Below are 20,917 nucleotides of genomic sequence, written 5' to 3'. Positions count from 1 at the left end.
TATCTTTCCTTATTTTTTACATGCTAAGTCCGCCATCAACGGCGAGAACTTGTCCAGTCAAATAATCTTGTCCAGCCAGGAACACTGTAGCATCTGCGATATGTTCTGCTTGACCAAAATGTTTCATTGGGATTTGGGCCAATGTCGCTTCCTTGACCTTATCAGACAAAACAGCAGTCATATCTGACTCAATCATTCCTGGTGCAAGAGCATTTACGCGCACATTACGATTGGCAACTTCACGTGCTACTGACTTGGTAAAACCAATCAAACCTGCTTTAGAAGCTGCATAGTTAGCTTGTCCGATATTTCCCATCAAACCGACCACACTAGACATGTTGATGATCGCACCTTCACGTGCCTTGATCATCTGTTTCAAAACTGCTTGCGTCATGTTGAAAGCACCTGTCAAATTGATCTTAATCACTTTTTCAAAGTCTTCTTCGGTCATCTTGAGCATAAGCGTATCTTGAGTGATCCCAGCATTGTTCACCAAGACATCTACAGAACCGAGTTCTGCAATCGCTTGATCTACCATACGCTTGGCATCTGCAAAGTCTGAAACATCACCTGAGATCGGCACTACTTTGGCGCCGTAGTTTGAAAACTCAGCCAGCAATTCTTCTGAGATTGCTCCTCGGCTATTCAAAACTACATTAGCGCCTAGTTGGGCAAATTTGTGAGCAATGGCAAGTCCGATACCACGACTTGAACCTGTTACAAAGATATTTTTGTTTGTAAGTTGCATTCTGTTCTCCTGTTTCCTGTTGTATTTTGTGGGAGAAGGGATCATTAGTTTCCTAACAAAGCATCCAAGCTTGCTTGGTCTTCAACGTTAGCTAGCTGAGCTGTTTTATCGATTTTTTTGACAAAGCCTGATAGGACCTTACCAGGACCAATTTCAATAAAGTTGGTTACCCCAGCATCCTGCATCACAGCAATACTTTCATAAAAACGAACAGGTTCTTTCACCTGACGTGTCAAGAGCTCTTGGATTCGATCTTTTTCCATAACAACAGCTTCCGTATTGCCAACTAGTGGGCAAGTGAAATCAGAGAAACTCACTCCCTCAAGAGCTTCAGCTAGTTGCTGACTGGCTGGCTCAAGAAGGGCTGTATGGAAAGGACCAGATACATTTAAAGGAATCAATCGTTTTGCTCCTGCTTCCTGCAAGAGTTCAACTGCGTGGTCAACCGCAGCCACCTCACCACCGATAACGATTTGGCTTGGGGTGTTGTAGTTAGCTGGAGTCACTACTCCAACTTTAGAGGCTGTTTCACAAGCTTCCTCAATCACTTCAACTGGAGTATTAAGAACGGCAACCATCTTCCCAGAGCCTGCAGGTGCAGCTTCTTCCATATAAGCACCACGTTTAGCAACCAAGGCAACTGCATCCTCAAAGTCCAAGGCACCACTTGCTACAAGAGCAGAATATTCCCCAAGAGACAAGCCTGCTACCATATCCGGCTCGTAGCCCTTTTCTTTCAATAGTCGGTAAATAGCAACCGAAGTCGCTAAAATAGCTGGCTGCGTATAGCGAGTCTGGTTTAACTTGGTTTCTTCCTTATCAATCAAGTCACGAAGGTCATAACCCAAAACCTGACTGGCTTGGTCGATGGTGTCCTTGACGATAGGATAGTGATCATAGAGATCACGCCCCATCCCTAGATACTGAGCACCTTGACCCGCAAATAGAAAGGCTGTTTTAGTCATTTCTTACAACTCCTGCCCAACGAGAGGCTTCTTCTTGAATTTTCTTGGCTGCGCCGTAATATAGATCTTTTAGGATTTCTTCAACAGTTTCCTCTTTAGAAACCAAACCAGCGATCTGACCTGCCATGACAGATCCACCTTCTACATCTCCATGAACAACGGCTTTAGCAAGAGCACCAGCTCCCATTTGTTCAAAGATTTCTAAATCTGGATTTTCTTGTTTAAAGGCATCTTTTTCAGCCTGCTCAAAGTCACGTGTCAACTGATTTTTAATGGCACGAACAGCATGTCCAAAGTGTTGAGCGGAAATAGTCGTATCGATATCACGCGCTTTTAAGATTTTTTCCTTGTATTTTGGATGGGCGTTAGATTCCTTAGCTACTACGAAACGCGTACCAACTTGAACGGCCTCAGCACCAAGCATAAAGCCTGCAGCAACACCTTCACCGTCCGCAATTCCTCCAGCTGCGATAACTGGAATCGAAACAGCCGCAGCAACCTGACGAACCAAGGTCATAGTTGTTAATTTACCAATATGTCCACCGGCTTCCATTCCTTCTGCAATAACTGCATCTGCACCAATTTTTTCCATGCGTTTTGCCAAAGCAACACTTGGAACAACAGGAATAACTGTAATTCCTGCATCATGGAAACGAGTCATGTATTTACTTGGGTTTCCTGCACCAGTTGTAACCACCTTGACCCCTTCTTCAATTACGAGATCAACGATGTCTTCTACAAAAGGTGACAAGAGCATGATGTTGACACCAAAAGGTTTATCCGTAAGTGATTTGATTTTATCAATATTAGCCTTTACGACCTCTTTAGGTGCATTCCCACCACCGATGATCCCTAGACCACCAGCTTTTGATACCGCACCAGCCAGGTCACCATCCGCAACCCAGGCCATTCCTCCTTGAAAAATAGGATAATCAATGTTCAATAATTCTGTAATACGTGTTTTCATAGTGCCTCCATCATTCCTTGCTTACGTAATAGTTCGATGAGTTTATCATTTGAGTCTCAAACTATTACCTAAACAAGAGGGAGCGGGTCTCCCCTACTCCTTCTAGTAATATGTTAATTATTTTGTTTGCTCTTCAACGTAGGCAACCAAGTCACCAACTGTCTTCAAGTTATCTTCTGCTTCGATTTGGATATCGAAAGCATCTTCGATTTCAGAGATTACTTGGAACAAGTCCAATGAATCTGCATCCAAATCATCAAAAGTAGATTCAAGTGTTACTTCTGATGCGTCTTTCCCAAGTTCTTCAACGATAATTTCTTGTACTTTTTCAAATACTGCCATGATAGGACTCCTTTAAAATATAAAAAATTTATAACTATGTGTTTACCACATGATTACCTAGATTGTAAGAATGAGTGTGCCCCATGTCAAACCTCCACCGAAGCCTGATAGGAGAATCGTCTGGCTACCATCTAAACGAATCTTACCATTCTCCACACACTCTGAGAGCAAAATCGGGATACTTGCTGCACTGGTATTTCCATACTCCATCATATTGGCAGGAAGCTTGTCTCGGTCTACACCGATTTTCTTAGCCATCTTATCCAAAATGCGGATATTTGCCTGATGAAGCAAGAGATAATCCAATTTCGATGCTGCGATTGGACCATTTTCAATGGTTTCTTTGATCGATCTAGCAACATCACGATTTGCAAAATCAAAAACTGCTCGTCCATCCATTTTCAAAAAAGCAGGAACTGCCTCTTGATCTGAGAAAGGAGAAGCCAAAGCCGTTTGGCCATAGGTCAAACACTCGCTCCGAGAGCCATCCGTATAGAGACTTTCCACGAGGAAGTGCCGTGTTTCGCTCGTTTCCAAGAGAACCCCACCTGCACCATCTCCAAAGAGAACAGCTGTCGAACGATCCGACCAGTCAACTGCCTTGGATAAGGTCTCAGCCCCGATAACAATCCCTTTTTTGAACTGTCCAGAGCTTAAAAACTTTTCAGCAGTTGAGAGAGCGAATACAAAGCCACTACAGGCTGCTGTCAGATCAAAGGCGAAAGCTCTATGCGCTCCGATATTTGCCTGAACCCGAGCTGCCGTAGAAGGCATCATCGAGTCTGGAGTAATCGTCGCTACAATGATAAAATCAATCTGATCCGCTTTTATGCTCGCCTTAGCCAGCAAACTCTTAGCAACTTTTGTCGCCAAATCACTCGTTGACTCCGTTTTTGAAATATGTCTCTGTTTAATTCCTGTCCGACTTGAAATCCACTCATCGCTTGTATCCATAATTTGAGCCAAGTCTTGATTAGTGACCACTTGCTCTGGAACATAATGAGCAACCTGGCTTATTTTTGCAAAAGCCATTATTTCAAATCCTCCAAAAATTGATAAAGGTTAGTCAAGCCCCTGCCCATCACTTCTATCTCTTCAGAACTCATGCCATCGATAATTTTCTCGACCATGGCCTTGTGGAAACGTTTATGAAGGCGGTGAACCAAACGACCTTTCTTTGTCAAATGCAGATAGACCACACGACGATCCTGATCAGAACGAATGCGCTCAACATAACCTTTTCTTTCGAGATTATTCAAGCTGGTCGTAACAGTTCCAAGAGTTACCATCAGTTCTTTTGAAACCTTGCTTGGTGTTGCCTCCGGAAACTTCCCAATCACATCAATCGTGTGCATTTCTTTGATGGAGATGTCTTTGAAACGACTACCTCGTAAGCTAACCTCCTCAATCACAAGGACATTATTAAAAATAGATGTTAAATACTCATTCACTTGTTGGTAGTCCAAAGTATTCCCTCCTTCTCAAAAAAACTTTTGCATTCAAAACATTTGACACAAAAAGTATATCAAACTCCAAAGAATTGTGCAAGTATTTTTTTATTTTCCTGAAAATTTTGGTCGTCTTCTTTCAGAATGAGCTCGAACTCCTTCTTTAAAATCTTCAGTCAAAGACAAAGATTCTTGCAACTTTAATTCCAATTCAGCATAATTCTGCCAATCCTTAAATTGGCTTTCCCAAACCAACTTTTTAATGGCTGCGTATGAGTTTGCTGAGCCTCGTCTTAATTTCTTCAGAACTTGTTCTCTAGTTTTTTCTAATTTATCAGCTTCGCAGACACGGTATACCACGCCCCATTCCAGTGCTTTTTCCGCAGTCAAAGCTTCTCCTGTCATGGCAAGTTGCGCAGCACGTGTTACCCCGATGCTACGACTCAAGAGATGAATTCCACCAGCGTCCGGCGCCAATCCAACTCCAACAAATGCCTGGATGAATTTTGCCTTATCAGTCGCCAAACAAAAATCGACTGCTACTGCCATATTGGCTGCAGCACCAGCAACTGCTCCATCTACCTCCATCAAAACAGGTTTAGGAATTTGCTTGATTTTAAAAGAAATTGTATTGACCAATTCTGCAATCTTATTCAAAGAAGGGATATCATCTTCATCCACTGCACGCTTCATCTCAACCAGATCTCCCCCAACTGAAAAGACCTTCCCATTAGCGTTAATCAAGATAAACTGAACAGTTTGATCCTGCTCTGCTAGAGTCAAAGCTTCTAAAATTTCCTCACACATTGGGATATGGAAACCGTTTGCCACTTCGGGACGATTCAAAGTGATGATAGCAAGATCATCTACGATCTGATATAAGATATGATTCATAGCTTCTCCTTTTATAAGGTGATAAAATTATTTCATTGTCAAAGTATACCTTTTTTTAGATAAAGAGGCAAGAGAAAACCAATCGAAAGTGTCTCGGCTGATCAAAACGCTCACTTTATACTAAAGACGATACTATTTTCTTCATTGAAAAAAGCCCCTCTTTCTGCTATAATCGTATAAAATACTTACTTGAGGAGTCCCTATGAAGGTTGTAAAATTTGGCGGAAGCTCTCTTGCCTCTGCTAGTCAGTTAGAAAAAGTTTTAAACATCGTTAAAAGTGATAAAGAGCGCCGTTTTGTGGTCGTTTCTGCACCCGGAAAACGCAATGCTGAAGATACCAAGGTTACTGACGCTTTGATCAAATACTATCGTGACTATGTAGCGGGAAATGATATCAGCAAGAGCCAAAACTGGATCATCGATCGCTATGCGGCTATGGTTAGTGAACTAGGGTTAAAACCTGCTGTTTTAGAAAAAATATCTAAAAGTATTCGGGCCTTGGCAACTCTTCCTATAGAGGACAATGAATTTCTCTATGATACCTTCCTAGCGGCTGGAGAAAATAACAATGCCAAATTGATTGCAGCCTACTTCAACCAAAACGGTATCGATGCACGCTATGTTCATCCAAGAGAAGCGGGAATTATCGTAACAAGCGAACCTGGAAATGCTCGTATCATTCCATCTAGCTATGACAAGATTGAAGGCTTGGCTGACAGCAACGAAGTCCTTGTTATTCCTGGTTTCTTTGGGGTCACTAAGGAAAATCAAATCTGTACCTTCTCCCGTGGTGGATCCGACATAACTGGTTCCATCATCGCTGCCGGTGTCAAAGCCGACCTCTACGAAAACTTTACAGATGTCGATGGTATCTTTGCTGCCCATCCAGGTATCATTCACCAGCCTCATTCTATCCCTGAATTGACCTACCGTGAAATGCGGGAGTTGGCATATGCTGGATTTTCAGTCCTTCATGACGAAGCCCTTCTTCCTGCCTACCGAGGAAAAATCCCTCTCGTTATCAAAAATACCAATAACCCTGACCATCCGGGTACTCGTATCGTTCTAAAGCATAGCAGTGATAAATTCCCAGTCGTTGGAATCGCTGGTGATTCTGGCTTTGTCAGCATCAACATGTCGAAATACCTCATGAACCGTGAAGTTGGATTTGGACGCAAGGTTCTGCAAATTCTCGAAGATCTTAACATCGGATGGGAACACATGCCAACAGGTATCGACGATCTTTCGATCATTCTCCGCTCCCGTGAGTTGACTCCTATCAAGGAAGAAGAAATTCTGCGTCAGCTCGTTCAAAAGGCTGAAGTGGACCATGCCGAAATCGAACATGACCTTTCAATCATTATGATTGTCGGAGAAAAGATGAAGAGTCATATCGGGGTAACTGCTACTGCAACACGTGCTTTGTCTGAGAATAAAATCAACATCCAGATGATGTCCCAAGGTTCAAGTGAAGTTTCCATCATGTTTGTTGTCAATAAAGATCAAGAAAAAGCAGCTATCAAGGCTCTCTATCATGCCTTTTTCGATGAAAGTAAGGAAGACTAATCATGGCCCAATCTCTCAATAAAGTCATTGACCTCCAAACTACTGGGACATCTTACCTCTCTATCTCTGGAAAAGTTGGAAAATTTCTAGTTGGGGATCAAGCCTTAGAGTTTTATCCTGATGTCAATGTCGAACAATATATCCAGATCCCCTGGTCTAGCATTCAGCAAATCGGAGCCAACGTAAGTGACCGCAAAATCAGCCGTCACTTTGAAGTCTTCACTGATCAAGGAAAATTCCTCTTTGCTTCCAAAGACTCTGGGACTATCCTCAAAATCGCTCGGGAAAAATTAGGAAACGACAAGGTCGTGAAACTTCCGACTCTGCTCCAGACCATTGGACAAAAATTTAAAAATCTATTTGCAAAAAAGTAGAAACTTTAGTATAATCATAGCAACGGATAAGTAGGTTATCATCTTCTTTCAGAAAGTCTGCGGGTGCTGCGAGCAGATAGAGGAGATAAGTGAAATTCTACCGTTATTCACAATTAAATACAGAATCAAGTGCACACCTGTGAAGTTGGATGGAACCGTGGCCCTGCCACTCCAACGCTTTGTTAGGTGTGCTTTTTTCATAAAGGAGTTCTTATGTTAGATATCAAGCGTATTCGTACAGACTTTGATGCTGTCGCTGAAAAATTGGCTACACGTGGTGTAGATGCTGCTATCCTTAACGAGATGAAAGAAATCGACGCTAAACGTCGTGACATCTTGGTCAAGGTCGAAAATCTCAAGGCAGAACGTAACACAGTTTCTGCAGAGATTGCTCAAGCCAAGCGCAATAAGGAGAATGCTGATGACAAGATTGCTGCTATGCAAGCTCTCTCTGCTGAAGTAAAATCTCTCGATGCTGAATTGGCAGAAATCGATGCTAAATTGACAGAATTTACCACTACTCTTCCAAACATTCCAGCTGACAGCGTTCCTGTTGGAGCTGATGAGGATGACAACGTTGAGGTTCGCCGTTGGGGAACTCCACGCGAGTTTGACTTTGAACCAAAAGCTCACTGGGATCTTGGTGAAGACTTGGGTATCCTTGACTGGGAACGTGGTGGAAAAGTGACGGGTGCTCGTTTCCTTTTCTATAAAGGTCTTGGCGCTCGTTTGGAACGTGCCATCTATAACTTTATGTTGGATGAGCATGGCAAGGAAGGCTATACGGAAGTCATCACACCTTACATGGTTAACCACGACTCTATGTTTGGTACTGGTCAATATCCAAAATTCAAGGAAGATACCTTTGAATTGAGTGATACCAACTTTGTCTTGATTCCGACCGCTGAAGTACCTCTTACAAACTACTACCGCGATGAAATCCTTGACGGAAAAGACCTTCCAATCTACTTCACTGCTATGAGTCCATCATTCCGTTCTGAGGCTGGTTCAGCTGGTCGTGATACACGTGGCTTGATCCGTTTGCACCAATTCCACAAGGTTGAAATGGTCAAATTTGCCAAACCAGAAGAATCTTACGAAGAATTGGAAAAAATGACTGCCAACGCTGAAAACATCCTTCAAAAACTCAACCTTCCATACCGTGTGGTTGCGCTCTCTACTGGAGACATGGGCTTCTCAGCTGCCAAGACTTACGATTTGGAAGTTTGGATTCCAGCCCAAAATACCTATCGTGAAATCTCAAGCTGTTCAAATACAGAAGATTTCCAAGCTCGTCGTGCTCAAATCCGTTACCGTGACGAAGCCGATGGCAAGGTTAAACTCCTTCATACCTTGAACGGTTCTGGACTTGCGGTTGGGCGTACAGTAGCTGCTATTCTTGAAAACTACCAAAATGAAGATGGTTCTGTAACCATCCCTGAAGTTCTTCGTCCATATATGGGTGGCGCTGAAGTTATCAAACCATAAAAAATAAGGCCTAGCTAGATAATAGCTAGACCTTTTTTCGTAACCAAATTAGATAACCACTCAAGACAAAGAGTAAAATAATCAGGCAAAGGAGGGTTTCAGCCAATACCAGATAATCCAGAAAAGGAAGTTTCAAAATTCCCTGAGCCATCTTGAGCGAGGTAGCTGTGATAATGGTTGGAAAAGTCAGAGCTGAGAAGGCTGGCTGAAAGCCTCCTTTGACAATCTTCGGTAACCGGATCATTACAAAGAAATAGAAGGCTTGAGAAGCTAATATCATGATTAGGAGAGACCAGGTCGGAAGAGTGACTCCACCGATACGCACCAGAGCAGCTAAGAGTAAAGAAAAAGGAGCACAGTAGATTCCTTCTTGCCCTAGTAGGGCTGGAGTCAATGGTTTCTTCTTTAAATCACTGTAAATCAACGGATAGAGAAAACAAGTAGCTAGAAAGCCGAAAGTCACCGTTAGATAGGCAATCTGAATCAGGCCAACGACTGGATAGGTCAAGGCTGCCACTGCTATTCCCACATAAAGTACTGTCCAGCTTGGTGTTGCACTAGCTCTTTCCTCCACTCCAAGAAAGCGACGAGAAAAATAAGCGATCAAAGCAAGATCCAAAATAAAAGAAAACCACCAGATTCCTTGTGCTACCAAAGGAAAAGCAGGGAATACGCGAAAGACATAGGTCGACAAAATCATCCCAGCCATGGGAAAAGTTGCCATTCCAGATAGAAGAGGGGGCTTGGTCAATTCTCGCTTGGTTTCAGACCAATTTCTTAGATGAAGAAGGAGAAAGAAAATCCATAAGACCAATCCAGTCAAACTAAATAGGTGCGAAAGAACAGGCCAAGTATCCGCAATCAGGTTTCCTGCACCTGCCAAACCTAACAAACAACCAGAAAATACCAAGGGGAGTTTTTTCATGGCAACCTCCGTTAATCATATTATTATCAGTATAGCATAAAAGGTCTTAAAATAGCATAGAAAAATGAAGACTGGATAAATCAGCCTTCATTTTATTTATGATTCGAACTAGGCATAAGGTTGCAATTCTGGATTAATGGGCGTATTGGCTAGGTTGTTGGCATAGTTGCAAAGGCTGGCTAGGCTGACACCGAGAACTACGTCCAAGGCATTTTGTTGCGTATAGCCGACTTCTAAGAATTCAGCCAAAGCTTCATCTCCTACACGACCCTTGGTATTGATGACTGCCAAGGTAAACTTGGCTAGGGTGTCTAGTTTTGGATCTGTTTCAATCGGAGTGCGGTTGCGAAGGGCTTGAAGAAGATCATCATTCATCTGGATTTGTTTGATTGAAAAGGCAGTATGACCTGCCACGCAGAAAGCACAACCATTGGTCACGGCTGCCGTGATTTGCACTACTTCGCGTTCCACTGGTGTCAGGCTATTGCGACGGTTGATAGCTCCGACAGTTCGGTAGGCTTCAAGGGCGGTAGGGGCATTGGCCAAGAGACCAATTAGGTTGGGAATATAGCCATTGTTGTCTTTTTGTACTGTTTCAAGAACTTCTTTCACTTCTGCTGGGGCTGATTCTACTGTATGGATGGTAAATGTTGTCATAAGAAACCTCTTTTCATTTTATTGTCATTTAGTCTATCATAGAATTTCCCCCTTGAATAATATATATTTTCAATCGCCTTGATAGAAAATGTCTATGAAATGAAAAAAATCACACTAAAAGTGTGATTGGGTTAGTGTTTAAAATACTTTTTAGTCTCAGCAATGACGACTGGCGACAAGACTAAGAGGGCAATCAAGTTTGGTAAAGCCATCAAGGCGTTGACAATGTCTGCGATAATCCAAACCATATCCAACTCGATAAATCCTCCCAACAAGACCATGACTACAAAGACTACACGGTAAAGCCAGATAAAACGAACACCGAAGAGAAACTCGAAACAGCGCTCTCCATAATAGTTCCAACCTAAAATTGTCGTAAAGGCAAAGAGAACAAGGAAGATGGTCAAAAGGGCAGGCCCAAAGTGTGAAAAAACTGTTGAAAAGGCTGACTGGGTCAAGGCAACACCATTTAAATCTCCGCTCCAAACACCAGTTACTAAGATTGTTAGACCTGTCAGAGTACAGATAATCAAAGTATCAATAAAGGTTCCTGTCATGGAAATCAAGCCTTGCTCTACAGGCTCATTAGTCTTAGCTGCAGCCGCTGCAATGGGAGCTGAACCAAGACCAGATTCGTTAGAGAAGACTCCTCGCGCCACACCATTTTGGATAGCCATCCGAATGCTTGCACCTGCAAAACCACCTACCGCAGCAGCTGGACTAAAGGCTGAAGCAAAGATCAGGGCAAGTGTGGCTGGGATTTTCTCGATATTAAAGAGTATAACTGTAAAAGTTCCTAAAATATAGACAATAGCCATAAAAGGAACGACTGCTGTCGAAACTTTTGAAATGGATTTGAGGCCACCAAAGACTGCAATCGCTACAAAAACAGACAAAACGAGAGCCGTGATAGCTGGATCAACTTGGGCTGTATTTTGAATGGATTCTGTAATCGAATTGACTTGGGTAAAGGTACCAATCCCTAGAAGAGCCACCAATACACCAGCTAGGGCAAAGAAGATAGCAAGTGGACGCCACTTTTCTCCCATTCCCAAAAGGATGTAGTGCATGGGTCCTCCAGCTACAGCTCCATTTGCATCCTTGCTACGGTATTTGATGGCCAGCAAGCCTTCAGCATACTTGGTTGCCATCCCAAAGAAGGCCGCCATCCACATCCAAAAGAGGGCCCCTGGCCCACCAACCTTGATGGCTGTCGCGACCCCGATGATATTTCCCGTTCCAACGGTGGCTGCTAGAGCCGTACATAAGGCCGCAAAGCTCGACACATCTCCATGTCCCTTGTCCTTGGTAAAAATCAACTGAAAGGCCTTGGGGAGACGAGCCACTTGTAAAAGGCCTAGACGAATGGTCAGATAGATTCCCGTTCCGACCAATAAGATTAAAAGGGGAGGCCCCCAAACGAAAGCATCAAGCGCTTTGAGCAATTCTAACATTTCCTTCTCCTATCTTTTCAACCCCAAAAGAAAGAGCACATGCAAGATACATGTACTCTGGAATGCCTAGATAAATGCTAAAAAGCGGTCTATCTTAGCTCTGTCCTTTTACCTGAGAGTTTGAGCAGTTGCCTGCCTTGCCCCTTCGGTGCCTTTACGGTCTCTCCAGAGTTCCGTCCATTTACAGTCATGGAAAACAAACCTTTCTCCATTTCTATTAAACTTCATTCGGTGTTGGTATTTTATTTTTTATTATTCTACAAGAAAAGTTAGCCTTTGTCAATGTTTTCTATGAAAATTTTTAGTTTTCATTTCTTTTTCCAGAAAGATTGACTCCTTCTTCTCTCTATCCTTTAAAGGTCACAATGGTTGCGCCACTGCCTCCAGCATTCTGTGGGGCATAACCAAAACTCTTAACATGCTTGTTTCTTTGTAGGTATTTGGTGACGCCCTCACGGATGACTCCCGTACCGATACCATGGATAATGTCTACCTGCGCCATGTTATTGAGCAGGGCTTGGTCGATAAAGGCGTCCAGCTCATTCATAGCCTCTTCGTACCGTTTGCCTCGGAGATCCAGCCTCGCTTGCGGACCACGACCAGAAGCACGTTTGACGACATTGACTTGTTTTTTCTTGACTGGGGCTTCTTGCTGAGCCTGAACAAGGTCAAATTCTTTCTCTTCCAAGGTCATCTTGATCAAACCGACTTGGGCTTCCCAACGGCCGTCCTTAAGTTGATTGGTCAAGGTACCACGTTGACCATAACTGAGAACCACGATATCATCTCCAACCTTTGGTGCTCGTTTTTTCTTGGCTTTTTGAAGGACCTTATTTTTAGACAAATCAACTTTTTCAGGAGCTAGTTTTTTCAGCTCAGCCTTGGCTTCAATGATTTCGTGAGGTTTGAGTTGAGACTTACTGTGGAGGTTCTTGAGAATCTGATCACTCTCACTTAGCGCTAGTTCCACAATCTCAGCAGCTTGTTCACGCGCCTTGTTGAGCTCAGTTTCCTTTTCACGATTGAGCTCGTTGTAAAGTTTTTTGAGTGCTCGGTTCATCTTGAGGTTTTCTTGCTCCACCTCACGGATATTGTCCAAACGTTTGCGACTCTCAAGCGTTTGCTCTTCCAATTGCTCAATGATGCGGTTGACGTCATTATCTTGGTTGACCTGCTGACTGGCATCCCCAACGATGACATCTGACAAGCCCAGGCGTTTAGCAATTTCAAAGGCATTGCTTCGGCCAGGAACTCCCTGCATAAAGCGATAGGTCGGACGCAGACTGGCTGTATCAAACTCCATGCTGGCATTTTGCACAAAGGCTGTTTCAATACCATAGGCCTTGAGTTCTGGATAGTGGGTCGTCGCCATAGTCTTGACCTGACGTAGACGAAGATCCTCCAAAATAGCCATAGCAAGGGCAGCCCCCTCCTGCGGATCGGTCCCTGCGCCAAGCTCATCTAAGAGTAAAAGTGAGTGTTTGTTGACCTTGCCAAGAATATCTACGATATTGGTCATGTGGCTGGAGAAGGTAGACAAGCTTTGCTCGATAGACTGCTCATCCCCGATATCCGCGAAGATTTCTTCGAAAATACCGACACGGCTCCCCTTATCAGCTAAAATGGGCAAGCCTGACTGGGCCATAAGTTGCGTCAAGCCCAAGGTTTTGAGCATGATGGTCTTCCCACCTGTATTGGGCCCTGTAATGACAATGGCCGTTAATTCCTTACCAAAGTGTACATCGTTTGCCACTGCATTTTTGACCAAAGGATGGCGAACATGAAGGAGTTGAATCTCTTGGTTCTCTGAAAGTTGAGGAACAACTGCTTGTCTTTCTTGAATGAAACGCACTTTGGCACGAATCAAGTCTAGGTGCCCGATAATCCAAGCGTCATTAGCAATCTCTGCAGCATGAGGACGGACCCGTTCCGATAACTCCTGCAGGATACGAATCATCTCATAGCGCTCATCAGCTCGCAGACTCGCGATTTCTTCGCTTAGTTTCACGACCTCACGTGGCTCGATATAGACCGTATTTCCACTGGCAGAGATGTCGTGGACAACACCTGCAATCTTGTTGCGGTAGGTATTCTTGACGGGTAAGACCTGACGGCCATTTCTACTGGCGATAATCCCTTCCGTCAACATCTGAGCTTTTTGCTTGAGCAAGTCTTGTAAAACATCTCGGACCTGACTCTCACTATCATGGATTTTCCGACGGATACGTGCTAGTTCTTCGCTGGCGAAATTTTCGATAAATCCTGCGTCATTTAGGGCTTGGAGACTTCCTTGCAAGTGTGGAAAATCATGTAGTTTTTCAAACCATCTCGCCAACTGTTCCAAGCGTACGTTTTCAAGATTGGCATAAAAACTTTGTAACTCTCTGCTAGTAAGCAAGACCCGTTTGAGGAGTAGAAACTCCTCGATATTGAGGTCCGCCCCCATCTCCAGACGCTTACAAACCGCTGAAATCTCACGTGTCGCTAGGATGGTAAAGTGAGGCTGCTCCACAAATAGGGCTTGCATTTCCTCCATTTCAGCAAAGGCCTGTTTGATTTTATCCTCCTTGGTAGTCGGAACCAAACCTTTTAGCTCCTCTAGTCCCTGTTCTGTCAGGATATGAGGTTCAAACAAGGCTTTGATTTTATTAAATTCTAAGGTTTCTAGTATTTTTGTATTCATATTCTTTCCTTGTGTATTTGTTTACAAAATCGTAGCAACTAGAGGTTTTTGACTTCACCTGATACTAGTCATCCAATCTGTAAACAAAGGGCTAGGAAAACTCCCGCCCTTTTTATCCGATTAAATTTGTAACCCAGAGTTGTTTGATAAAGTTTGTCGTAAAAGGGACACTTTGGATGATGTGTTTGGCTACTGTACTTTTTTCGAGTGAATTTTGAATGACTGCCAGAGGCACCGTTGCAAGAATGGTCAAAGCCATTTGCAAGACAAATAAGGTCACCAATAGAGACAATAGGCCTGCTCCGATACGAAACCATTTGACATCGAGCTTTTTAGTTGGAATCAAGTGTAGGAACAAACCGATAAAACGTCCGATACTGTAACAAATTCCGAAAACTAGAAGGTAGGCCAGACCCGCATAAAAGACCTTGTCTAGCTGAAAAAGCTGGTCTGAAGGGAAGAAAAAGGTACCCTGCCCTTCCTGAGGATTGGCATAAGGGATGAGCAAGTGGAAGTGATCTCCCAGTGATCTATAAAACTGTCCCGCAACAAAGGCTGAAATCACGGCCACGAGGAAATAATAAACTTGCAGCATCAAACCTCTACGGTAGCCGATGTAAAATCCCCAAGCAAGAACCAATAAGAGTAGGATTGAAATCATAGGGAATCCTCAATCTTGCTCTGCTCTTGCTTGACAGCCACTAGCTTATTTCGAAGGTCTTTAAGCTCCTGCTCCTTATCGTCAAACTCAATCTCACGACTGAGCTGCGTCGATAGGCTGTTGATCGCTAAAAGGAGGGCAATCGTTTCATCATCTGCCCCAGGCATTTGTTCTTTAATTGCTTGGTATTTTTCAGTCGCAACCTTGGCTATTTCCTCCATAAAGAGGTTGTCATGCTCGGTTGTTAAGGTTAATGTCTTTTTCCCGAATGTAAACTTATATCGATTTAGATTTGCCATAAAATTCACCTCACGATATTATACCAAATTTCGCTAACTTTGTCAGTTTTTACCAATTCTCCTGCTTTTATGGTACAATAGAGACTATGGCAAGTATCACACTCACACCAAGTGAACAGGAAATTCAGAGCTTTTTAAGTCAGTATCAGAAGGCTCTCGCCCCTAGTAAAAATCCTTATATTCGCTATTTTTTGCGCTTCCCTCAGGCAACCGTTTCTATCTACACTTCTGGAAAAGTCCTCCTGCAGGGCGAAGCTGCTGAACAATACGCCACTTTCTTTGGCTATAAAGTTCAACAAGAAAACAGTGGACAAGATTTTCCTATGATTGGGACTGATGAGGTGGGAAATGGTTCCTACTTTGGTGGGCTTGCTGTCGTGGCTTCCTTCGTGACACCTGACCAGCACGACTTCTTGCGAAAACTCGGCGTAGGGGATTCAAAAACCTTGACCGACCAAAAGATTCGTCAGATTGCCCCTATCCTCAAGGAAAAGATCCAGCATCAAGCGCTCCTTCTTTCACCGAGTAAGTACAACGAAGTTATCGGAGATCGTTACAATGCTGTTTCTGTAAAGGTTGCCCTACACAACCAGGCTATCTTTCTCCTTCTCCAAAAAGGAGTCCAGCCAGAAAAAATCGTGATTGACGCTTTTACAAGTCCTAAAAACTATAACAAGTACTTGGCGCAAGAAGCCAACCGTTTTCCAAACAAAATTAGCTTAGAAGAAAAAGCCGAGGGAAAATACCTGGCTGTTGCAGTTAGCTCCATCATCGCTCGTGACCTCTTCCTCGAAAACTTGGAAAATCTTGGACGAGAACTAGGCTATCAACTGCCAAGCGGCGCTGGAACTGCATCTGATAAGGTTGCTAGCAAAGTCCTTCAAGCCTATGGCATGAAAGGACTTCGTTTCTGTGCCAAACTGCATTTTAAAAACACTGAAAAAGCCAAAGCACTTCTAGAAAGGTAAATTATGAATTATTTTAAAACATTTCTAAAAGAGTGGGGACTTACGTTCCTCATCATTATACTAGTCGGTCTCAGTCGTCTCTTTCTCTGGACCAATGTCCGTGTGGAAGGACACTCTATGGATCCGACCCTAGCTGATGGAGAGATTCTCTTTGTCGTCAAACACCTCCCTATCAACCGTTTTGACATTGTAGTTGCTCATGAAGATGATGGAAATAAAGACATCGTTAAACGCGTCATCGGCATGCCTGGTGATACCATTCGCTACGAAAACGACAAGCTCTTTATCAACAATCAAGAAACCGACGAACCTTACCTAGCAGACTACCTCCAACAGTTTAAAAATGATAAACTGCAAAACGCCTATTCGGGGAAAGGCTTTGAAGGAGATAAGGGGGTGTATTTTAGAAGTCTAGCCCAGAAAGCTCAGGCCTTTACTGTCGATGTGAATTTCAACACCAGTTTCAGCTTTACAGTACCTGAGGGCGAGTACCTCCTCCTTGGAGATGACCGTTTGGTTTCCAGTGACAGTCGCCATGTCGGAACCTTTAAAGCCAGTCAAATCAAAGGAGAAGCCAAATTCCGTTTCTGGCCACTCAACCGTATCGGAATCTTTTAAAATCAGCAACTAGATGCTGTGATAGTCTTTTTGAGTTAGCTTTTAGGATTAGATTGCAACTTGGCAATATCTTGTACCAAGTCCCAAATCAAAGGAAAGCCTAACTGAAAGCTCTATCCCAGCTCTTTTTCTATCAAAAAGGAAATCTATGGAAGTTTATTTTTCAGGCACCATTGAACGTATTATTTTTGAAAATCCCAGCAATTTTTATCGCATCCTCCTCCTAGATATCGAAGATACCAATGCGGAGGACTTTGACGATTTTGAAATTATCATTACAGGAACCATGGCTGACGTGATTGAGGGCGAAGACTACACCTTTTGGGGACAAATCGTTCAACACTCCAAGTACGGAGAACAACTGCAAATCAGCCGTTATGAGCGGGCAAAACCAACTAAAAAAGGGCTAGTTAAGTACTTTTCGAGTAGCCACTTCAAGGGAATTGGTCTCAAAACGGCTCAAAAAATCGTGGATTGCTATGGTGAAAATACCATAGACGAAATTCTGGAACATCCTGAAAAGCTAGAAGGCATCTCAGGACTCTCTGCCCAAAACCGTGAGGCTTTCCTCTCTACCCTCCGTCTCAACTATGGGACAGAAATGGTCTTGGCAAAACTAGCTAACTACGGCATTCCCAATAAACTAGCCTTTCAGATTCAAGACTTTTACAAGGAAGAAACGCTGGATATTGTCGAAAACTATCCCTACCAACTGGTCGAGGATATCAAGGGATTGGGTTTTACCATTGCTGACCAACTAGCGGAGGAACTAGGCATCGAAAGTCAGGCTCCCGAGCGCTTTCGTGCTGGCCTTGTCCACAGTCTCTTTCAAGGCTGTATGGATACGGGCGATACCTACATGGAAGCCCGAGATTTGCTGGAACAGACCCTGACTCTCCTCGAGTCTTCCCGACCCGTAGAACTGGATCCCAGCCAAGTAGCCCAAGAACTCTCCTACCTCATCGAAGAAGACAAGGTTCAGCAGATTGATACCAAAATCTTTGACAATAGTCTCTTTTTCGCCGAAGAAGGCATTCGCAGCCACTTGGCTCGTATCCTTGAAAAAGGAAAACAGAAAAATCAGGATTTAGAAACCATTCAAAAGCATATCGCTACTGTCGAGGAGGAACTGGGTATCCAATACGATAGCATTCAAAAACAGGCTATCTGTGACGCTATCCAGAACAAGGTCTTTATCCTAACAGGTGGACCTGGTACAGGTAAGACGACTGTTATCAATGGGATTATCGCTGTCTATGCACTTTTAGAAGGACTTGACCTCAGAAAAAAAAGCAACCTGCCTATCCTTCTAGCAGCTCCAACTGGTCGAGCAGCTCGGCGCATGAATGAATTAACAGGTTTGCCCAGCGCGACCATTCACCGCCATTTGGGAATGACGGGGGACGATGATACTAGCCATCTGGAAGATTATCTGGATGCCGACTTTATTATCGTGGATGAATTCTCCATGGTGGACACTTGGCTAGCCAACCAACTTTTCTCCAACATCTCTTCTAACAGTAAAATCCTCATCGTGGGTGATAGCGACCAGCTACCTTCTGTTAGTCCTGGGCAAGTCCTTGCTGACCTGCTCCAGATACCCCTGATTCCGCAGACTCGCTTGGAACGGATTTACCGTCAGAGTGAAGAATCAACCATCGTCACCTTGGCTAGCCAGATTCGACAAGGCATCTTGCCAGCTGACTTTACTAAGAAAAAAGCAGACCGCTCCTACTTTGAAATCGCGAGTGGCCATATCCCTGCGACCATTGAGAAGATCCTCGGTGCCGCCCTCAGAGGTGGCATTCTGGCTCGTGATATTCAGGTGCTTGCGCCTATGTATCGAGGAACTGCTGGTATTGACGCCATTAACCAACTCATGCAAGACCTGCTCAATCCTCAGCAAAAGGGGCAAGTTAGCTTTGAAGCAACTCAGTGTCACTATCGAACAGGGGACAAGGTTATTCACCTAGTCAACGACGCTGAAGTCAATGTCTTTAATGGAGACCTAGGCTACATCACAGACCTGATTCCTGGAAAATATACTGAGTCCAAACAAGACGAGATTGTCATTGATTTTGACGGCAATGAGGTCGTCTACCCACGTAACGAATGGTACAAGATTCGCCTAGCCTATGCCATGAGTATCCATAAGTCTCAGGGAAGTGAGTTTCCCGTTGTCATCCTGCCCATCACCAGTGCTAGTAGACGTATGCTGGAACGCAATCTCATCTATACAGCCATTACACGGGCCAAGAGCAAGCTCATCCTTCTTGGCGAATTACAGGCCTTTGACTATGCAGTCAGACATATAGGAACTGCCCGTAAGACCTATCTGATTGAACGCTTTCAGGATCTGGTCGATTCGACCGACCAAACCAGCCCAGCTCCTAGCGAAACAACAAATCAAGAGGATTCTCCTCTATCCTACATTCTCACTGAGGAAAACTGGTCTAGTATCCCAGCCATGATTGGGATTACAGACGCAGATCTCAAAGAGATTTTTGGAAAATAGACCATCAGAAAACCCACCAAATCAGGTGGGCTTTTTATCTTTTAAGATTATTTTACTGTTGCTGTGCTTGTGATCAATTCAACAGCTTTTTTGATTGCGATATCGTGTTTCAACATATCAGCTGAAAGCAAGTTTTGAACTTGTGCCACTTCCATGTTGTAATCTGCAGCCAATTGCTCGATTTCTTTTTGGATTTCTTCTTCTGAAGCGTCAAATCCTTCAGCTTTCGCAACTGCTTCGATAACAAGGTTAGTCTTAGTACGTGACTCAGCTTCTGCTTCGTATTGTTTGTGAAGGTCTTCTTGAGTAGTTCCTGTGATTTGGAAGTACATGTCAGGATTGATACCTTGACGTTGCAAGTTTCCAAGGAATTCATTTACTGAACGATGAACTTCTTCGTGGATCATTTCTTCTGGAAGTTCTACGATTTCAGCGTTTTCTACAGCTTTATCGATTGCTGCACCTTCAAGGGCATCTTTGTATGCTTCTTCTTTCGCAGCAGTCAATTCTTTGCGGTATTTTTCTTTCAATTCGTCAAGAGTTTCCACTTCTTCGTCGATGTCTTTTGCAAGTTCATCATCAAGAGCTGGAACTTCTTTTGCTTTTACTTCGTGAATAGTTGTCACGAATTTAGCTTCTTTACCTGCTAGGTCTTCTGCTTGGTAGTCTTCTGGGAATGTTACGACAACGTCAACAGTTTCGCCAGCTGAGTGTCCAACCAATTGGTCTTCAAAACCAGGAATGAATTGACCTGATCCAAGTCCAAGTGAGAAGTTTTCACCTTTTCCACCGTCAAATTCAACACCGTCGATAGAACCAACAAAGTCAATCACAACAGTGTCGCCATTTTCAGCAGCGCCTTCTTTGATAACCAATTCAGCCAAGTTGTTGCGTTCGCGTTCGATACGTTCTTCAACATCAGCGTCTGTGACTTCTTTTTCTACATCTACTGATACTTCAAGGTTTTTGTAGTCACCCAATTTAACTTCAGGTTTTGTCACGACTTCAGCAGTGATAACCCAGTCTTGACCTTTTTCCATTGAAGTGACGTCAATTTTTGGTTGCGCAACCACTTCAAGACCAGCTTCTTTTACAGCTGCTTCATAAGCGTTTGGCAAAAGAGCGTTCAACACATCTTGGTAAAGTGTTTCTTCACCAAATTTTTTATCAAAGATAGGACGTGGAAGGTGACCTTTACGGAAACCTGGAACGTTAAGAGTTTTCTTTACTGAGTTGAAGACACGATCCACTTCTGGTTTGATTTGGTCTTGAGAGATCGTGAAAGTCAAGACACCACGGTTTGTTTCTTTGTTTTCAAATGATACAGACATTCTGTCATTTCTC

20 protein-coding genes and 1 riboswitch are annotated in these 20,917 nt (G+C 43.5%); of the genes, 6 read left to right on the top strand and 14 right to left on the bottom strand.

The annotated features are described in order from the left end of the window. Nucleotides 1-16 precede the first annotated feature (16 nt). The 7 genes from fabG to D8805_RS04655 all read right to left on the bottom strand — a co-directional run bounded on the left by fabG (nt 17) and on the right by D8805_RS04655 (nt 5,364). Nucleotides 17-748, bottom strand: coding sequence for a 3-oxoacyl-[acyl-carrier-protein] reductase (gene fabG, locus D8805_RS04685; protein WP_125415736.1), 732 nt, complete (start codon nt 746-748; stop codon nt 17-19). Nucleotides 749-792: 44 nt separating this feature from the next. After that, complete coding sequence (gene fabD / locus D8805_RS04680) at nt 793-1,713, bottom strand: ACP S-malonyltransferase (RefSeq protein ID WP_125415733.1); 921 nt, start codon at nt 1,711-1,713, stop codon at nt 793-795. After that, a complete protein-coding gene (gene fabK / locus D8805_RS04675; RefSeq protein WP_000857452.1) occupies nt 1,706-2,680 on the bottom strand; it encodes an enoyl-[acyl-carrier-protein] reductase FabK in 975 nt (324 codons plus the stop codon). The genes fabD and fabK overlap by 8 nt, the downstream gene beginning before the upstream one ends. A 117-nt stretch (nt 2,681-2,797) precedes the next feature. Further along, on the bottom strand, nt 2,798-3,022 hold the full coding sequence (locus tag D8805_RS04670) for an acyl carrier protein (RefSeq protein ID WP_000257840.1): 225 nt from the start codon (nt 3,020-3,022) through the stop codon (nt 2,798-2,800). 57 nt (nt 3,023-3,079) lie between these two features. Then, nucleotides 3,080-4,054: a beta-ketoacyl-ACP synthase III gene (locus D8805_RS04665; protein WP_125415730.1), complete on the bottom strand. Its 975-nt coding sequence runs from the start codon at nt 4,052-4,054 to the stop codon at nt 3,080-3,082. Continuing rightward, complete coding sequence (gene fabT / locus D8805_RS04660; RefSeq protein WP_000386342.1) at nt 4,054-4,488, bottom strand: fatty acid biosynthesis transcriptional regulator FabT; 435 nt, start codon at nt 4,486-4,488, stop codon at nt 4,054-4,056. Before fabT ends, D8805_RS04665 begins: the two co-directional genes overlap by 1 nt. A gap of 90 nt (nt 4,489-4,578) precedes the next feature. Beyond that, nucleotides 4,579-5,364, bottom strand: a complete 786-nt coding sequence (locus D8805_RS04655) for an enoyl-CoA hydratase (protein ID WP_001015593.1) — start codon at nt 5,362-5,364, stop codon at nt 4,579-4,581. Nucleotides 5,365-5,566: 202 nt separating this feature from the next. On the opposite strand from D8805_RS04655, the gene D8805_RS04650 reads away from it, so the two are divergent. The 3 genes from D8805_RS04650 (at nt 5,567) to serS (ending at nt 8,793) form a co-directional block, all read left to right on the top strand. Next, nucleotides 5,567-6,931: an aspartate kinase gene (locus tag D8805_RS04650; RefSeq protein WP_125415728.1), complete on the top strand. Its 1,365-nt coding sequence runs from the start codon at nt 5,567-5,569 to the stop codon at nt 6,929-6,931. 2 nt (nt 6,932-6,933) lie between these two features. Next, nucleotides 6,934-7,305 (top strand): DUF956 family protein, encoded by a 372-nt coding sequence (locus tag D8805_RS04645; RefSeq protein ID WP_125415725.1) that lies wholly within the window; start codon nt 6,934-6,936, stop codon nt 7,303-7,305. A 213-nt stretch (nt 7,306-7,518) separates the two neighbouring features. After that, the gene (gene serS / locus D8805_RS04640) at nt 7,519-8,793 is read left to right on the top strand and encodes a serine--tRNA ligase (protein ID WP_125415722.1); all 1,275 of its coding nucleotides are present in this window, start codon (nt 7,519-7,521) and stop codon (nt 8,791-8,793) included. Between the two features lie 25 nt (nt 8,794-8,818). On the opposite strand, the gene D8805_RS04635 is transcribed toward serS, so the two are convergent. The 6 genes from D8805_RS04635 to zapA form a co-directional block, all read right to left on the bottom strand. Continuing rightward, complete coding sequence (locus tag D8805_RS04635) at nt 8,819-9,718, bottom strand: TDT family transporter (protein WP_125415719.1); 900 nt, start codon at nt 9,716-9,718, stop codon at nt 8,819-8,821. Between the two features lie 108 nt (nt 9,719-9,826). Then, entirely contained in the window at nt 9,827-10,375 is a 549-nt protein-coding gene (locus D8805_RS04630; RefSeq protein WP_125415717.1) for a carboxymuconolactone decarboxylase family protein, read from the bottom strand. Nucleotides 10,376-10,506: 131 nt separating this feature from the next. Continuing rightward, nucleotides 10,507-11,829 carry an alanine/glycine:cation symporter family protein gene (locus D8805_RS04625; RefSeq protein WP_125415714.1) on the bottom strand — a complete coding sequence of 441 codons (1,323 nt, stop codon included), beginning with the start codon at nt 11,827-11,829 and terminating at the stop codon, nt 10,507-10,509. Between the two features lie 90 nt (nt 11,830-11,919). Then, nucleotides 11,920-12,008, bottom strand: a riboswitch (glycine riboswitch). Nucleotides 12,009-12,175: 167 nt separating this feature from the next. After that, the gene (locus D8805_RS04620) at nt 12,176-14,512 is read right to left on the bottom strand and encodes an endonuclease MutS2 (RefSeq protein WP_125415711.1); all 2,337 of its coding nucleotides are present in this window, start codon (nt 14,510-14,512) and stop codon (nt 12,176-12,178) included. A gap of 112 nt (nt 14,513-14,624) precedes the next feature. Further along, on the bottom strand, nt 14,625-15,173 hold the full coding sequence (locus D8805_RS04615) for a CvpA family protein (RefSeq protein WP_125415709.1): 549 nt from the start codon (nt 15,171-15,173) through the stop codon (nt 14,625-14,627). Then, nucleotides 15,170-15,472 carry a cell division protein ZapA gene (gene zapA, locus D8805_RS04610; RefSeq protein WP_000002027.1) on the bottom strand — a complete coding sequence of 101 codons (303 nt, stop codon included), beginning with the start codon at nt 15,470-15,472 and terminating at the stop codon, nt 15,170-15,172. The genes D8805_RS04615 and zapA overlap by 4 nt, the downstream gene beginning before the upstream one ends. 86 nt (nt 15,473-15,558) lie before the next feature. Between zapA and rnhC the strand changes: the two genes are divergently transcribed. The 3 genes from rnhC to recD2 all read left to right on the top strand — a co-directional run bounded on the left by rnhC (nt 15,559) and on the right by recD2 (nt 19,573). Further along, a complete protein-coding gene (rnhC, locus tag D8805_RS04605) occupies nt 15,559-16,440 on the top strand; it encodes a ribonuclease HIII (RefSeq protein WP_061417546.1) in 882 nt (293 codons plus the stop codon). Nucleotides 16,441-16,443: 3 nt separating this feature from the next. Then, nucleotides 16,444-17,058 (top strand): signal peptidase I, encoded by a 615-nt coding sequence (gene lepB / locus D8805_RS04600; protein ID WP_001105831.1) that lies wholly within the window; start codon nt 16,444-16,446, stop codon nt 17,056-17,058. A gap of 148 nt (nt 17,059-17,206) precedes the next feature. Continuing rightward, complete coding sequence (gene recD2, locus D8805_RS04595; RefSeq protein WP_125415706.1) at nt 17,207-19,573, top strand: SF1B family DNA helicase RecD2; 2,367 nt, start codon at nt 17,207-17,209, stop codon at nt 19,571-19,573. Nucleotides 19,574-19,620: 47 nt separating this feature from the next. Here recD2 and tig read toward each other — a convergent pair whose 3' ends face one another. Next, nucleotides 19,621-20,904 carry a trigger factor gene (tig, locus tag D8805_RS04590; RefSeq protein WP_125415703.1) on the bottom strand — a complete coding sequence of 428 codons (1,284 nt, stop codon included), beginning with the start codon at nt 20,902-20,904 and terminating at the stop codon, nt 19,621-19,623. Between the last annotated feature and the right edge of the window lie 13 nt (nt 20,905-20,917).

Source organism: Streptococcus oralis subsp. dentisani (assembly GCF_003944205.1).
GTDB classification, from domain to species: Bacteria; Bacillota; Bacilli; order Lactobacillales; family Streptococcaceae; genus Streptococcus; species Streptococcus oralis_BH.
Note: the sequence above shows the minus strand (reverse complement) of the source record. Positions and strands in the feature narration are given on the sequence as shown.

Coding starts and splice junctions, on each gene's coding strand:
- D8805_RS04650 (WP_125415728.1), top strand. CDS start 5,567: ATGAAGGTTGTAAAATTTGGCGGAAGCTCTCTTGCCTCTGCTAGTCAG.
- lepB (WP_001105831.1), top strand. CDS start 16,444: ATGAATTATTTTAAAACATTTCTAAAAGAGTGGGGACTTACGTTCCTC.
- D8805_RS04655 (WP_001015593.1), bottom strand. CDS start 5,364: ATGAATCATATCTTATATCAGATCGTAGATGATCTTGCTATCATCACT.
- tig (WP_125415703.1), bottom strand. CDS start 20,904: ATGTCTGTATCATTTGAAAACAAAGAAACAAACCGTGGTGTCTTGACT.
- serS (WP_125415722.1), top strand. CDS start 7,519: ATGTTAGATATCAAGCGTATTCGTACAGACTTTGATGCTGTCGCTGAA.
- rnhC (WP_061417546.1), top strand. CDS start 15,559: ATGGCAAGTATCACACTCACACCAAGTGAACAGGAAATTCAGAGCTTT.
- D8805_RS04620 (WP_125415711.1), bottom strand. CDS start 14,512: ATGAATACAAAAATACTAGAAACCTTAGAATTTAATAAAATCAAAGCC.
- D8805_RS04630 (WP_125415717.1), bottom strand. CDS start 10,375: ATGACAACATTTACCATCCATACAGTAGAATCAGCCCCAGCAGAAGTG.
- fabG (WP_125415736.1), bottom strand. CDS start 748: ATGCAACTTACAAACAAAAATATCTTTGTAACAGGTTCAAGTCGTGGT.
- D8805_RS04625 (WP_125415714.1), bottom strand. CDS start 11,829: ATGTTAGAATTGCTCAAAGCGCTTGATGCTTTCGTTTGGGGGCCTCCC.
- D8805_RS04670 (WP_000257840.1), bottom strand. CDS start 3,022: ATGGCAGTATTTGAAAAAGTACAAGAAATTATCGTTGAAGAACTTGGG.
- zapA (WP_000002027.1), bottom strand. CDS start 15,472: ATGGCAAATCTAAATCGATATAAGTTTACATTCGGGAAAAAGACATTA.
- D8805_RS04615 (WP_125415709.1), bottom strand. CDS start 15,173: ATGATTTCAATCCTACTCTTATTGGTTCTTGCTTGGGGATTTTACATC.
- fabK (WP_000857452.1), bottom strand. CDS start 2,680: ATGAAAACACGTATTACAGAATTATTGAACATTGATTATCCTATTTTT.
- D8805_RS04635 (WP_125415719.1), bottom strand. CDS start 9,718: ATGAAAAAACTCCCCTTGGTATTTTCTGGTTGTTTGTTAGGTTTGGCA.
- D8805_RS04665 (WP_125415730.1), bottom strand. CDS start 4,054: ATGGCTTTTGCAAAAATAAGCCAGGTTGCTCATTATGTTCCAGAGCAA.
- recD2 (WP_125415706.1), top strand. CDS start 17,207: ATGGAAGTTTATTTTTCAGGCACCATTGAACGTATTATTTTTGAAAAT.
- D8805_RS04645 (WP_125415725.1), top strand. CDS start 6,934: ATGGCCCAATCTCTCAATAAAGTCATTGACCTCCAAACTACTGGGACA.
- fabD (WP_125415733.1), bottom strand. CDS start 1,713: ATGACTAAAACAGCCTTTCTATTTGCGGGTCAAGGTGCTCAGTATCTA.